This window comes from Citrobacter sp. RHBSTW-00524, from assembly GCF_013747755.1.
Lineage (GTDB): Bacteria > Pseudomonadota > Gammaproteobacteria > Enterobacterales > Enterobacteriaceae > Citrobacter > Citrobacter braakii.
Genome location: NZ_CP056421.1, coordinates 1 through 13,485, shown reverse-complemented (window position 1 = coordinate 13,485; position 13,485 = coordinate 1). Strand labels below are relative to the sequence as shown.

General features: G+C 52.7%; 13 protein-coding genes and 1 other annotated feature. Of the genes, 4 read left to right on the top strand and 9 right to left on the bottom strand.

Annotated features, from left to right (window positions below):
• The first annotated feature begins 34 nt into the window (after positions 1–34).
• On the top strand, positions 35–484 hold the full coding sequence (locus HV229_RS00065) for a hypothetical protein (protein ID WP_181546626.1): 450 nt from the start codon (positions 35–37) through the stop codon (positions 482–484).
• A gap of 67 nt (positions 485–551) precedes the next feature.
• On the opposite strand, the gene HV229_RS00060 is transcribed toward HV229_RS00065, so the two are convergent.
• Positions 552–2,213, bottom strand: a complete 1,662-nt coding sequence (locus HV229_RS00060; RefSeq protein ID WP_046276202.1) for a putative transporter — start codon at positions 2,211–2,213, stop codon at positions 552–554.
• Between the two features lie 71 nt (positions 2,214–2,284).
• On the opposite strand from HV229_RS00060, the gene HV229_RS00055 reads away from it, so the two are divergent.
• Entirely contained in the window at positions 2,285–2,506 is a 222-nt protein-coding gene (locus HV229_RS00055) for a hypothetical protein (RefSeq protein ID WP_181546624.1), read from the top strand.
• Here the strand turns inward: HV229_RS00055 and ibpB are convergent.
• Entirely contained in the window at positions 2,495–2,923 is a 429-nt protein-coding gene (gene ibpB / locus HV229_RS00050; RefSeq protein ID WP_003827096.1) for a small heat shock chaperone IbpB, read from the bottom strand. The two genes, HV229_RS00055 and ibpB, sit on opposite strands and share 12 nt — an antisense overlap.
• Before the next feature lie 92 nt (positions 2,924–3,015).
• On the bottom strand, positions 3,016–3,429 hold the full coding sequence (ibpA, locus tag HV229_RS00045; RefSeq protein ID WP_003023882.1) for a small heat shock chaperone IbpA: 414 nt from the start codon (positions 3,427–3,429) through the stop codon (positions 3,016–3,018).
• Positions 3,423–3,495: a sequence feature (ROSE (Repression Of Heat Shock gene Expression) occurs in the 5'-region of heat shock genes and acts as an RNA thermometer to modulate expression.), on the bottom strand. (Overlaps the previous gene by 7 nt.)
• A gap of 239 nt (positions 3,496–3,734) precedes the next feature.
• Between ibpA and HV229_RS00040 the strand changes: the two genes are divergently transcribed.
• Positions 3,735–4,067, top strand: coding sequence for a YceK/YidQ family lipoprotein (locus tag HV229_RS00040; RefSeq protein ID WP_165500175.1), 333 nt, complete (start codon positions 3,735–3,737; stop codon positions 4,065–4,067).
• 1 nt (position 4,068) lies between these two features.
• On the opposite strand, the gene HV229_RS00035 is transcribed toward HV229_RS00040, so the two are convergent.
• Complete coding sequence (locus tag HV229_RS00035) at positions 4,069–5,295, bottom strand: DUF3748 domain-containing protein (RefSeq protein ID WP_181546622.1); 1,227 nt, start codon at positions 5,293–5,295, stop codon at positions 4,069–4,071.
• 99 nt (positions 5,296–5,394) lie between these two features.
• Here HV229_RS00035 and cbrA point away from each other — a divergent pair, with 99 nt between their 5' ends.
• A complete protein-coding gene (gene cbrA / locus HV229_RS00030; RefSeq protein ID WP_019078003.1) occupies positions 5,395–6,513 on the top strand; it encodes a colicin M resistance lipid reductase CbrA in 1,119 nt (372 codons plus the stop codon).
• A 4-nt stretch (positions 6,514–6,517) separates the two neighbouring features.
• Here cbrA and yidA read toward each other — a convergent pair whose 3' ends face one another.
• From yidA to dnaA, 5 genes are all read right to left on the bottom strand, one after another.
• Entirely contained in the window at positions 6,518–7,330 is an 813-nt protein-coding gene (yidA, locus tag HV229_RS00025; protein ID WP_016155065.1) for a sugar-phosphatase, read from the bottom strand.
• A gap of 130 nt (positions 7,331–7,460) precedes the next feature.
• Positions 7,461–9,875, bottom strand: a complete 2,415-nt coding sequence (gene gyrB / locus HV229_RS00020; protein ID WP_016157816.1) for a DNA topoisomerase (ATP-hydrolyzing) subunit B — start codon at positions 9,873–9,875, stop codon at positions 7,461–7,463.
• A 28-nt stretch (positions 9,876–9,903) separates the two neighbouring features.
• The gene (recF, locus tag HV229_RS00015) at positions 9,904–10,977 is read right to left on the bottom strand and encodes a DNA replication/repair protein RecF (protein ID WP_181546620.1); all 1,074 of its coding nucleotides are present in this window, start codon (positions 10,975–10,977) and stop codon (positions 9,904–9,906) included.
• Complete coding sequence (gene dnaN / locus HV229_RS00010; protein ID WP_016155068.1) at positions 10,977–12,077, bottom strand: DNA polymerase III subunit beta; 1,101 nt, start codon at positions 12,075–12,077, stop codon at positions 10,977–10,979. Before dnaN ends, recF begins: the two co-directional genes overlap by 1 nt.
• 4 nt (positions 12,078–12,081) lie before the next feature.
• Positions 12,082–13,485: a chromosomal replication initiator protein DnaA gene (dnaA, locus tag HV229_RS00005; RefSeq protein ID WP_016155069.1), complete on the bottom strand. Its 1,404-nt coding sequence runs from the start codon at positions 13,483–13,485 to the stop codon at positions 12,082–12,084.

The following is a 13,485-nucleotide window of genomic DNA, read 5'->3' as shown; positions in this document are numbered from 1 at the left end:
ATACTCTTTATGCCATCCAGCACAAGGAGGTCTGATGGACATATTATCGCAAAACAAATGTAGCTCATTGGGAATGCTTTTTGGCGCCATTGCATTGATCCTTGGCATTTTTCATTTTTCTTTCGGCCCTGTTTCCGCCCCGCCTCCTACGCTTGAAAGCGTGGTATCAGAGAAGGTATCAGCCATTAAAAAAGGTATTCTTGCTGGACTGAAAGGCGAACAAGCGTCTACCGCAGTGGAAAAACCAGCAACAGATATCGATAAGATACTGGATAACAGCGGCATTGCTCTTGCCGTCATCGCGCTGGTATGTGCATTTATTGGCGGCATGCGCAAAGAAAATCGTTGGGGTATTTGTGGTGCGATGTGCTTTGGTGGCGGAACGCTCGCGTTTCACGCCCTGCTTTTTGGTATTGGAATTATCTGCGCCATCATCCTGCTTATTCTGATCTTCTCCTTTCTCGGCAACGTTTCACCGGTTTAGTTTGCATGCCAGATGGCGACGTTCATCTTACCCGGCCTACAGGTGATGCAGGCCGGATACTCGCTCTTTAACCCATCCCCCAAAAAATCACCGCCAGCAGTTGCGGCGTGATAATTCGCAGGAACATCACCAGCGGATAAACGGTCGCATACGACAGCGCCGCTGCCCCGCTGGTGGCATGCAGGTTGTTAGCAAATGCCAGTGCAGGCGGATCGGTCATTGAGCCAGCCAGCATGCCGCACAGCGTGAGGTAGTTCATTTTGACGAAAATCCTCGCCAGCAGCCCCACGGTAATCAGCGGAATCGCGGTGATGAAAATACCGTAGCCCACCCAGCTCAGGCCATCTCCCTGCGTCAGAGTATGAACAAAATCACCGCCTGACTTCAGACCAACCACTGCGAGAAACAGCACGATACCCAACTCTCGCAGCGCCAGGTTAGCGCTGGGGGGCATAAACCAATACAACTTACCGATGCTGCCAATACGCCCCAGGATCAACGCCATAATCAGCGGCCCACCGGCCAACCCCAGTTTAAGCGCCACCGGGAACCCAGGAATGAACAGCGGGATTGAACCCAGCAGAACACCCAGCCCGATCCCGATAAATACCGGCAGCATCTGCACCTGCTGCAGTTTTTGCTGGGCGTTACCCACCACATTGGCAACAGTATCAATCGAGGAAGGTCGGCCAACCAGATTGAGGATGTCGCCAAACTGCAGGCTGGCGTCGCTGCTGGCTACCAGCTCAACCCCCGCACGGTTCAGACGGGAGATAACCACGTCGTAACGTTCTTTGAAATGCAGGTCACGGATTCGTTTCCCCAGCACCTGTTCGTTGGTCACCACCACGCGCTCAACGCGTAAATCGGTGCCTCGCGTCGACAGAGATGTGTCCACCTCCTGCCCAATCACCACCTGCGCGTTGTGCAGATCAGCAGGCTGACCAACCAGGTGTAGCAGGTCGCCCATCTGAATAATCGTCCCCGGCGACGGCACCATCAATGTTTCTTCACGTTTTAAACGTGAGCAGATGATTTTGTCGCTGTTCAGGATTGGGACATCCTGAATCGCCATATTGTTAAGGTTCGGGTTTTCCACACGGATATTCATCGTCTGAATCAGCGCGTGTCCGTTGGTCAGCGTGGATTCATGCTGATGGGCTTCGGCATCGACGTTAACGCGAAAAATAAGGCGCATCAGCCACATAGTGAGCAAAATACCGCAGATACCAAAAGGATAAGCCATGGCATAGCTCATCCCCATCTGATCCACCACATCAACAGGAGTACCCAGATCGCGCAGAATTTGCTGCCCCGCGCCTAACGCCGGAGTATTAGTGACCGCACCGGAAAAAATGCCCAGCACCACGGGAAGGGGAATGGCAAAAATCTTATGCAGGATCGCGGTGACCAGGCCACCCATGATAACAATCAGCACGGCAAACAGATTCAGCCGCAGGCCCGAAACGCGCAGTGACGCAAAAAAGCCCGGCCCCACCTGAATACCGATGGTGTAGACGAAAAGAATCAGGCCAAATTCCTGAATAAAATGCAGCATGTCGCCGCTCAGGGTCATCCCTGCCTGATCGACAAAATGCCCGACAATAATACCGCCGAACAGCACGCCTCCGATGCCAAAACCAACACCACGTATTTTTATGTTGCCGATCCATAATCCGACAACTGCCACCATTGCCAGAACGCTGACCGTCAATGCTATATCACTCATTTTCCTGTTCCCTGTGAATAACATTTTATTTAACGAGGATTATGACTGAACCGTTCAGGCATGAATGCAGAGTGGCGCACATTATCATGCTACAAAGCGCCCAGGAGCACTTGAGAAGGGCGTTCTTTACTGTTTTTCTTCACGTCGATTTGAAATTGCTGAATGCTTTTTTCTGGCAATGGCAGCGCTTCCGGCATCCTGCCCTCCCAGATAATAGTTTCATGTGGGCTGAGGCACAAAAAAGCCCCGTCATTTCTGGCGGGGCAAAGGCATGGAGCTATTTAACTGTCTAATGCGGGACGTTCGCTGATGGCAATACGTTGTGGAGCGATGGTTTCAGGTTCATTCCGGGTCAAATCGATATGCAGCAAGCCGTTAGTGAAGCTTGCGCCAGAGACTTCCATATTTTCAGCCAGCGTAAAGCTCAGGCTGAACGGCTGAGTGACCAGCCCCTGATGCAACCATTTGGTCTCTTTTTCCGGCTGCTGCGGCGTACCTTTCACGGTCAGGCGCGTGCCTTCCAGTTGAATATCCAGATCTTCCTGGCGGAAACCGGCTAACGCAAGGGTAATGCGGTAGTGATTATCATCGCTCTTTTCGATGTTATAAGGCGGGAAGCTCTGGCTTTCGCCAGTGTTTTGCAAGGCATTGGCCAGTTTGTCAAAACCGATCCATTGACGCAGCAGTGGGGATAAATCGTAGTTACGCATAATAATCTCCTTCTAAGAAGCGAGTAAGTACCTTTTGGCTCCCTGACGGCAAGCCGATTGCTTAGCAGGGCCGCCTGAAGCGGCCCACAGAATTAGTTGATTTCGATGCGGCGCGGCTTATTCGCCTCGGGAATCACGCGTTCGAGATCGATATACAGCAGACCATTCACCAGGTTCGCGCCGCGAACATGAATGTTCTCCGCTAACTGGAACTTACGTTCGAAGTTGCGCTCGGCAATCCCCTGATACAGGTAAGTACGTTCTTTTTGATCGTCCGCATGGGCGCCTTTCACCACCAGCAGATTGTCCTGGGCAGTAATTTCCAGTTCGCTTTCAGCAAAACCAGCAACGGCAATCGCAATTCGGTAATGGTTTTCGTCTACCAGCTCAACGTTATACGGAGGGTAGCCGCCATTGCTCTGGCCCTGATTGTTTTCCAGCAGGTTAAACAGGCGATCAAAACCAATAGCAGAACGGTACAGCGGGGATAAATCAAAGTTACGCATAATCAATAGCTCCTGAAATCAGCGAGAATAATAGACCTTCCATCATGGACAGGTCAGGTAGCCAGGACACCCATCAGGCATGCCCTTCATTTGTCTACACTCTAAAAATGGGTCTTAATACAAACTTTTCAAGCGTATTCATCTGACTTTTTTTGCAGTTTGTTGTCTATTGCATACACTGGTGGGAGCAGTTGTTATCGTTAAATCGCGATAGCCGCCACAGTGTGACGAAATGGTGATGTTATTTTCGCAACGGATCGCTTTAACTCACCATGCAAACACAATAAATACAGATGAAAAAAATGATGATAAAAAAAATGTTGGTAACACTGACAATGTGCAGCGGGATGGCGTTTGTGAGCGGCTGTTCCAGCATTATGTCGCATACCGGAGGCAAAGAAGGGACGTATCCTGGCACGCGCGCCAGCGCCACAATGATTAGCGAAAGTGATACAAACTGGGGAACCAAGTCACTGGCGATTCTGGATATGCCGTTTACCGCAGTACTGGATACAGTATTACTTCCGTGGGATCTCTTTCGCAAAGATAACTCGGTGAGATCCCGTGTAGAAAAAAGCGAGGAGAGAACGCAGGCCACGAACGCCGTTATCCCTCCGGCTGAAATGCCTGCTCCTTAAGTTAACGCCCTGTCTCTGTTACCCACAGCTGGCGGAAACCCTCGACGTCTTCCATCCACGCAACCTGTCGACCATCAGGAGAGAAGATGATCGCATCGCCCGATGGTGGGTTGCCGTGACGGTCCGTTAGAAAATCAACCTCTCCCGTCTGAGCATCACAACAAGCAATTTTGTTATCCAGTACAAACCCCAGCCATTTCCCTGAAGGATGCCAGTTGAATGCTGACTGAATATCCGTGGCGCAGCGGGTAAGCTGACGCGGTTCCCCTCCTTGTGGGGAAATCAGCCACAGTTGCACAATGCCGACGTCATCACGCATTAAAAACGCAATATCAGATGCCTTTGGATTACTGCGCACCCAATGGCGCGGCTGATTTACCAGACCGGGAAAGGCGCGCGCATGAGTAAACGTCAGGCGGCGTTGATTAATACCGAATGGCGGCGCAGGCATTGTCGTCTCAGTGCCCTCCAGCGGAGCGTCGCCCGGCTGTTTCCAACCGCTTTCATCCTGTGGTAAATCAACAATAAATAACTCCGGCACTTTCTCGCCCGTGACTGATAACGTATCACCGATAAACGCCAGTCTATTTTCCCCTACCCAGCCCTCTTCATAGGCGCGGTTAATCTCATCGCTACCCGGTTTAGGCGTGGGTGTCGTCTGGGTTACCAGCACGCACCAATGGCTCCCGCTGTACTCACGGGGATGCTGCGCGGAGACCGTCACCGGACCATAGGGCGCAGCCACACCGACATTGCGTAGATCCAGCGCCGGTGAGCGCTCATGCAGCACATGGTCGTTATAGGTGAAACTGACAAACTCGCCGCTCGGGCTAAATACATGTACATGACTACCGCCGCGCAGCGCGCCCGGCGTATATGGGGCGGTAATATCCATCGCATCCAGATTCTCCACTTTTGCCTGCATAGCTATCACCCCACGCCGATGATGGAAGTCGTAATGCCATGTTTCATCAGGATTTTCAGGCCCATGAATAAACACATATTTTTCCGACTTTGGATGAACGGTCACCACGCCAACGTGCGATCCCTGCATGGCCCGATAAATCACCTCCAGCTCGCCAGTATGAATATTGACGCGCTCAATTGTGTCGCCGGTAAAAGAGGCACCGGAAGGGCGCACATCAAAGACCAGCCACTGGCTGTCCGGTGTCCAGGTATTGATATTGGTAAGCTGATGATTACGCGGCGTAAAGGTGATTTGCTTCATGGAATGCCCTGATACAAGACGATTTCAGCAATCATACTTCACAAGCACTTCACTTTCAGGCTTTAGCGTATCGCCATCTTCATTTTTGCGGACAGAAAGATGGAACATTTTGACGTAGCCATTATCGGGTTAGGCCCGGCAGGCGCAGCGCTGGCGCGGCAGTTGAGTGGAAAAATGCGCGTGATCGCGTTGGATAAAAAACACCAGTGTGGCAACGAAGGTTTCACCAAACCCTGCGGCGGTCTGTTAGCCCCGGATGCCCAGCGTTCGTTTATCCGCGACGGGATAACCTTACCCGTTGATGTCATCGCTAACCCACAAATATTTAGCGTTAAAACGGTTGATGTTGCAGCCTCTTTGACGCGTAACTATCAGCGTAGCTACATTAATATCAACCGCCATGCTTTTGATTTATGGCTTAAATCTCTCATTCCTGATGATGTACAGGTGTACCACGACAGCCTGTGTCGGAAAATCTGGCGCGAGGGCGATAAATGGCATGTTATCTTCCGCGCCGACGGTTGGGAGCAGCAGATCACCGCGCGTTATCTGGTGGGAGCCGACGGCGCGAACTCACTGGTACGCCGTCATCTCTATCCCCGGCACCAGATCCGTAAATATGTTGCTATTCAACAATGGTTTGCGGAAAAACATCCCGTCCCGTTCTATTCCTGCATTTTTGATAACGACGCAACCGACTGTTATTCCTGGAGTATCAGCAAAGATGGCTATTTTATCTTTGGCGGCGCCTACCCGATGAAGGACGGCCAGGCGCGCTTTGACGTGCTGAAAGCGAAAATGGAAGCGTTCCAATTTCAGTTCGGCAAACCGGTGAAAAGTGAAAAATGTACGGTGCTGTTTCCTTCACGCTGGAAAGACTTCGTCTGTGGCAAGGACAACGCATTTTTGATTGGCGAAGCGGCCGGTTTTATCAGCGCCAGCTCACTGGAGGGGATTAGCTATGCGCTGGACAGCGCGGAGGCGCTCAAATCTGTATTGTTGCGGGATGCACCAGATATGAATCACGCTTACCGCAAAGCCACCCGCAAGTTACGTCTCAAACTGTTTGGCAAGATCCTGAAAAGTCGGGCCCTGACGTCGGCGTTTTCCCGTAAATGGATAATGCGCAGCGGCGTGGCGCATATTCCTCAAGGTGACCACTCAGTATCACAACTAATTGCTGAAACAGGGCAAATGCGCCAAGGCATTTGCCCATAACATCTTATTTCAGCGCAAACTTCTCAATGGCATACGCGACGCCATCTTCAAGGTTAGATTTCGTCACAAAGTTGGCGATTTCTTTGACTGATCCAATAGCGTTGTCCATGGCAACGCCCACGCCTGCGTATTCAATCATCGCGATGTCGTTTTCCTGATCGCCAATCGCCATCACCTCTTCGGCTTTTATACCCAACGCATCGGCCAGCGATTTCACGCCAGTCCCTTTATTGACGCGTTTATCGAGGATTTCGAGGAAATACGGTGCACTTTTCAGCACGGTGTACTTCTCTTTTACTTCCGCAGGTATGCGCGAGATAGCTTTATCGAGGATCTCCGGCTCGTCAATCATCATCACTTTCAGGAACTGGGTTGCGGGATCCATTTTCTCGGCTTCACAGAACACCAGCGGAATCGTCGCAACAAACGATTCATGTACCGTGTAGTAGCTGATATCACGGTTCGCGGTATACAGGGTGTTGCGATCGAGAGCGTGGAAATGCGAGCCAACGTCCCGGGAGAGCTGCTCCAGATAACGATAATCATCATAGCTCAGCGCGGTTTGCGCGACAGTACTGCCATCCCCTGCTTTCTGCACTAGCGCGCCATTGTAGGTAATGCAGTAGTCACCGGGTTCTTCCATATGCAATTCTTTCAGATAGCTGTGGACGCCGGCATACGGGCGCCCCGTGGTCAGCACCACATTTACGCCACGCGCGCGCGCTGCGGCAATCGCCGTTTTGACCGCGGGTGAAATGGTGTGATCGGGCAGCAGAAGTGTGCCATCCATGTCGATAGCAATAAGTTTGATAGCCATGAGTTCCCCGGATTAAATGAGTCCGTCCTCATGCTAACGCGATTCCGCTCAAAAAACAGCTACGAAAAGGGGGATAGAAAGGGGAATCGAGATTCCCCTTTTGCAGGACGGTTGTAGACCTGGGTGCAAGTTAGATATCGATGTTCGCCGCTTTCAGGGCGTTTTCTTCGATAAACGCGCGACGCGGTTCAACGGCATCGCCCATCAGCGTAGTGAAGAGCTGGTCGGCGGCAATCGCATCCTTGACGGTAACGCGCAGCATACGACGGCTTTCCGGATCCATGGTGGTTTCCCACAACTGATCCGGGTTCATCTCGCCCAGACCTTTATAACGCTGGATAGCGAGGCCGCGACGTGACTCTTTCTGCAGCCATTCCAGCGCCTGCTCAAAGCTGGCAACCGGCTGGCGGCGCTCGCCACGTTCGATAAACGCATCGTCTTCGATCAGCCCGCGCAGCTTCTCACCGAGCGTACAAATACGACGGTATTCGCCACCGGTCACAAACTCGTGGTCCAGAATATAGTCGGTATCCACACCGTGAGTACGGACGCGCACAATCGGCTCAAACAGGTTCTGCTCTGCGTTGTGGTGGATATCAAACTTCCACAGGCTGCCGTGCTGTTCTTTTTCGTTCAGCTCGGTAATCAACGAATTAACCCAGCGGGTAACGGTCTGCTCGTTCGCCAAATCAGCTTCCGGCAGCGTCGGTTGATAAACCAGTTCTTTCAGCAGCGCTTTCGGGAAACGACGTTCCATACGGCCAATCATTTTCTGCGTCGCGTTGTATTCAGAAACCAGTTTTTCTAACGACTCACCTGAAAGAGCAGGTGCGCTGGCATTAGTGTGTAGCGTTGCGCCATCCAGAGCGATAGAAATTTGGTACTGATCCATCGCTTCGTCATCTTTAATGTACTGTTCCTGCTTGCCTTTTTTCACTTTGTACAGCGGTGGCTGTGCAATGTAAACGTGGCCGCGTTCCACGATTTCCGGCATCTGACGATAGAAGAAGGTCAACAGCAGAGTACGAATATGCGAGCCGTCGACGTCCGCATCGGTCATGATGATGATGCTGTGATAACGCAGTTTGTCCGGGTTGTACTCGTCACGACCAATGCCACAGCCGAGCGCGGTGATCAGCGTCGCCACTTCCTGAGAAGAGAGCATTTTATCAAAGCGCGCTTTCTCGACGTTGAGGATTTTACCCTTCAGCGGCAGAATCGCCTGGTTTTTACGGTTACGGCCCTGCTTCGCAGAACCGCCCGCGGAGTCCCCTTCCACAAGGTACAGTTCGGACAGCGCCGGGTCGCGTTCCTGACAGTCCGCCAGCTTGCCCGGCAGACCCGCTAAGTCCAGCGCGCCTTTACGACGGGTCATTTCACGCGCGCGACGTGCCGCTTCACGGGCACGTGCAGCATCAATAATTTTGCCAACGACGATTTTCGCGTCAGACGGGTTTTCCAGCAGGTATTCGCTCAGCAGTTCGTTCATCTGCTGTTCTACCGCCGATTTCACCTCAGAGGAGACCAGCTTGTCTTTGGTCTGTGAGGAGAACTTCGGATCCGGTACTTTCACGGAAACAACGGCAATCAAGCCTTCACGGGCATCATCACCGGTGGCGCTGACTTTGGCTTTTTTGCTGTAGCCTTCTTTGTCCATGTAGGCGTTCAGGGTACGGGTCATCGCCGCACGGAAGCCTGCAAGGTGAGTACCGCCGTCACGCTGCGGAATGTTGTTGGTGAAGCAGTAGATGTTTTCCTGGAAACCATCGTTCCACTGCAGCGCAACTTCAACGCCGATACCGTCTTTTTCGGTGGAGAAGTAGAAGATATTCGGGTGAATCGGCGTTTTGTTTTTGTTGAGGTATTCAACAAACGCCTTGATGCCACCTTCGTAGTGGAAATGGTCTTCTTTACCATCGCGCTTGTCGCGCAGACGAATAGAGACGCCGGAGTTCAGGAACGACAGCTCGCGCAGACGCTTAGCCAGAATCTCGTATTCAAACTCAACGACATTGGTAAAGGTTTCGTGGCTTGGCCAGAAACGTACCTGAGTACCCGTCGCTTCTGTTTCGCCGGTTACCGCCAGCGGCGCCTGCGGCACACCGTGCACGTAAGTTTGCTGATGCACTTTGCCTTCACGACGAATCACCAGCTCCAGTTTCTGTGACAGGGCGTTTACTACGGAAACACCTACGCCGTGCAGACCACCGGAAACTTTATAGGAGTTATCATCGAATTTACCGCCTGCGTGCAGAACGGTCATGATAACTTCCGCCGCCGAAACGCCCTCTTCCGGGTGAATACCGGTTGGGATACCACGGCCATCATCGGTAACGGACACGGAGTTGTCAGCGTGAATCGTTACAACGATATCTTTACAGTGACCCGCGAGCGCTTCGTCGATAGCGTTATCTACCACCTCGAATACCATGTGGTGCAGACCGGTGCCGTCATCCGTGTCGCCGATATACATACCCGGGCGCTTACGCACCGCATCCAGTCCTTTCAGGACTTTGATACTGGAGGAGTCATAAGAATTCGACATCAACGTTTCTCGCTCATTTAAACTTGGGTTAATCCGTTATTTTACCCTTTTCCACGGTGAACATCTTCGAATTTTTGTCCGACATGTCCAGAACGTGTTCAGCGCTGATTGCGCTGACAAAGACCTGAGATTGCGTCGCTTTTAAGCGGCTGGCTAACAGCCCACGACGGGCATCATCAAGTTCAGAGGCAAAATCATCTATCAGGTAGAGACACCGCCGCCCACTTTCGCGGGTGAGGAACTCCCCTTGCGCCAGACGTAAGGCGCACATCAGCAGCTTTAGCTGCCCACGCGACAACGTGTCTTCCACCGGCGCACCGTCAGCGCGAATGCGAAAATCCGCTTTGTGCGGACCGTGCGCGGTGTAGGTCAACATGCGATCGCGTTCAAAACTGCGTTCCAGCACTTCGGCATAATCGGTCTCTTTCTCCCAGCCGCGCTGGAATGAGAAGGAGAGAGAAAATTCGGGTAGAAACTGCTGACAGGTATCCGCCATATCCTGCGCGATACCGGCGCTGTACTCCGCGCGCCAGGTGCTGATTTGTTCCGCCAGCGGGATCAGTTCTTTATCCCACGGACGCAGTTGCTCATAACGACTCACCTGGCGCAGGGCCGCGTTGCGCTGCTTGAGCAGTCGCTTCAGATTGCTCCAGGCGGTGAAAAATCCGGCTTCATTGTGAAAGCATCCCCAGTCAAGGAATGCTCTTCTGTATTTGGGGCCGCCATTGAGTAAAGTAAACCCCTCTGGCGTGATCAGCTGCATCGGCATCAGGTGCGCCAGTTCCGCGACCTTGTGCCCGTCAGTGCCGTCAATGCGCACTTTGCTGTCGCCCAGTTTGTCTTTCGTCAGGCCAATCGATGTCTCACGCTCTTCCCCCTGCAAACGCCCGTGTAAAACAAACGACCCCTGCTCGTGGCGAATTACGCGGCCAATCTGCAAACTGCGAAACGCCCGGCCGTGGCCGAGCGTATAGATGGCTTCCAGCACGCTGGTTTTGCCGCTGCCGTTCGCGCCAACCAGGAAGTTAAAGCCAGGGGATAAAGCGAGATCCGCGCTTTCGATATTGCGAAAGTCGCGGATCAACAGACGGGTGAGCGACATTACAGTCTCATTGGCATAACAACATAAGCCGCGCTCTGGCTGGCAGCATCTTCAATCTGTACGCTCGATACGGAATCGGTCAGCAGAATACGAACGTTCTCGCACTTCAGCGCGTTCAGTACGTCCAGTACGTAGCTAACGTTAAAACCGATTTCCAGTTCAGTACCAGGATAGGAGACATCCAGAATTTCTTCCGCTTCTTCCTGCTCCGGGTTGTTGGCGGTTATTTTCAGCTGGTTTTCACTGACATACAGACGCACGCCGCGGAATTTCTCGTTAGAGAGGATCGCCGCACGAGCAAATGCCTGTTTGAGGATATCGCAACCGGCTTCCAGATGTTTGTCCGGATTCTTCGGCAATACGCGGCGATAATCCGGGAAACGGCCATCAACCAGCTTGGAGGTAAAGATGAAGTCACCCACGTGCGCACGAATGTTGTTGCTGCCAATCTGCACGCGCAGCGGGTTGTCGCCGCCGTCGAGCATACGCATCAGTTCAATCACGCCTTTACGCGGAACGATCACCGAATGGCTGGGTAACTGCTGACCGACAGGCATTGAACAGACCGCCAGGCGGTGACCGTCGGTCGCCACGGTACGCAGCTCTTCCCCTTCGGTTTCAAACAGCATGCCGTTTAAGTAGTAACGCACGTCCTGATGCGCCATCGAAAACTGCGTGGCTTCAATCAGGCGCTTCATCGTGGCCTGCGGCAGAGTGAATTCGACTTCGCTCTGCCAGTCGTCCAGATTCGGGAAGTCGGCGGCAGGCAGCGTAGACAGCGAGAAACGGCTGCGGCCAGAACGCACCAGCATGCGATCGCCTTCCAGTTGAACGGCAATTTCCGCGCCTTCCGGCAACCCACGGCAAATATCGAAGAATTTACGCGCCGGAACGGTGGTCGCACCAGGTTCATGAGGCTGGATCAGCGCCACGCGCGCCACCATCTCCATTTCGAGATCGGTACCGGTCAGAGAAAGCGCACCGTCAGCAACCTGCAGCAGCAGATTTCCGAGAATAGGCAGTGTAGGACGTCCACCCAGCGGGCCGCTGACCTGCTGAAGCGGTTTTAATAAATGTTCACGTTCAACGGTAAATTTCATAGCGTCACGAAGATAATGTTCTGATTAAATTGGAGAAATCTTCTTTAATATCATGGCTTTCTTCACGCAACTGCTCAATCTTGCGACAGGCATGAAGCACGGTAGTATGGTCACGCCCACCAAACGCGTCGCCAATTTCCGGCAGACTGTGGTTAGTGAGCTCTTTTGCCAGCGCCATCGCCATCTGGCGCGGACGAGCTACCGAGCGAGATCGACGCTTAGAAAGCAGATCCGCAATTTTGATTTTGTAATACTCCGCCACCGTCTTCTGAATATTGTCGATGGTGACCAGCTTTTCCTGCAAAGCCAGCAGATCGCGCAACGCTTCGCGCACGAAATCGATGGTAATCGCCCGGCCGGTAAAATTAGCGTTGGCGATCACACGGTTCAGCGCGCCTTCCAACTCACGTACGTTAGAGCGTAGACGCTTGGCAATAAAGAACGCCACTTCACCCGGCAGACGAATGTCGTTTTCGTCGGCTTTTTTCATCAGGATCGCAACGCGCGTTTCCAGCTCAGGCGGCTCGATCGCAACAGTCAGTCCCCAGCCGAAGCGGGATTTCAGACGATCTTCAACGCCGTTGATCTCTTTCGGATAGCGATCCGAAGTCAGGATGATCTGCTGATTGCCTTCCAGCAGGGCGTTAAAGGTGTGGAAAAACTCTTCCTGCGATCGTTCTTTATTCGCGAAGAATTGGATATCGTCAATCAGCAGCGCATCCACGGAACGGTAGTAGCGTTTAAACTCTTCGATCGCGTTGTTTTGCAGGGCCTTAACCATGTCCTGCACAAAACGTTCGGAGTGCATATACACCACTTTCGCGTTTGGCTTACGCGCCATAATACCGTTACCGACAGCGTGCAGCAGGTGGGTTTTACCCAGACCCGTACCGCCATAAAGAAATAACGGATTGTAGGCGCCACCAGGATTGTCCGCCACCTGACGTGCCGCCGCGCGCGCCAGTTGGTTAGATTTACCTTCAACGAAGTTATCAAACGTGTGTTTGACGTTGACGTTAGAACGATAGGTAGGTTCTGCCGGTGCCGGGACGTTATCCCAGCCTGAGCGCGCCGCCGGAGCGGCACGTTGCGGTTGCACTTGCTGAGCCACGTAGGCGGGCGCAACAACGTTGTTCACCGGCGTTTTCAGCGTTTGCGTGACGGGTTTAGTACCGACTTCAAAGCGCAGCTGCGGGGCATCCGCTCCACAGAAGTTATTGAGTAATCCATTAATATTATTAAGGTATTTATCCCTTACCCAATCAAGCACGAAACGGTTTGGCGCATACAAAGCCAGCGTGTTATCGCTCAGTTCCGCCTGCAACGGGCGTATCCACATACTGAACTCTGTGGCTGGTAACTCATCCTGCAATCGGGCAAGACACTGCTGCCAAAGCGAAAGTGACAC

Bases quoted from the DNA above. Each gene is read 5' to 3' on its own strand.
- HV229_RS00065 (WP_181546626.1), top strand. From the start codon at position 35: ATGGACATATTATCGCAAAACAAATGTAGCTCATTGGGAATGCTTTTT.
- HV229_RS00060 (WP_046276202.1), bottom strand. From the start codon at position 2,213: ATGAGTGATATAGCATTGACGGTCAGCGTTCTGGCAATGGTGGCAGTT.
- ibpB (WP_003827096.1), bottom strand. From the start codon at position 2,923: ATGCGTAACTACGATTTATCCCCACTGCTGCGTCAATGGATCGGTTTT.
- ibpA (WP_003023882.1), bottom strand. From the start codon at position 3,429: ATGCGTAACTTTGATTTATCCCCGCTGTACCGTTCTGCTATTGGTTTT.
- HV229_RS00040 (WP_165500175.1), top strand. From the start codon at position 3,735: ATGATAAAAAAAATGTTGGTAACACTGACAATGTGCAGCGGGATGGCG.
- HV229_RS00035 (WP_181546622.1), bottom strand. From the start codon at position 5,295: ATGAAGCAAATCACCTTTACGCCGCGTAATCATCAGCTTACCAATATC.
- cbrA (WP_019078003.1), top strand. From the start codon at position 5,395: ATGGAACATTTTGACGTAGCCATTATCGGGTTAGGCCCGGCAGGCGCA.
- yidA (WP_016155065.1), bottom strand. From the start codon at position 7,330: ATGGCTATCAAACTTATTGCTATCGACATGGATGGCACACTTCTGCTG.
- gyrB (WP_016157816.1), bottom strand. From the start codon at position 9,875: ATGTCGAATTCTTATGACTCCTCCAGTATCAAAGTCCTGAAAGGACTG.
- recF (WP_181546620.1), bottom strand. From the start codon at position 10,977: ATGTCGCTCACCCGTCTGTTGATCCGCGACTTTCGCAATATCGAAAGC.
- dnaN (WP_016155068.1), bottom strand. From the start codon at position 12,077: ATGAAATTTACCGTTGAACGTGAACATTTATTAAAACCGCTTCAGCAG.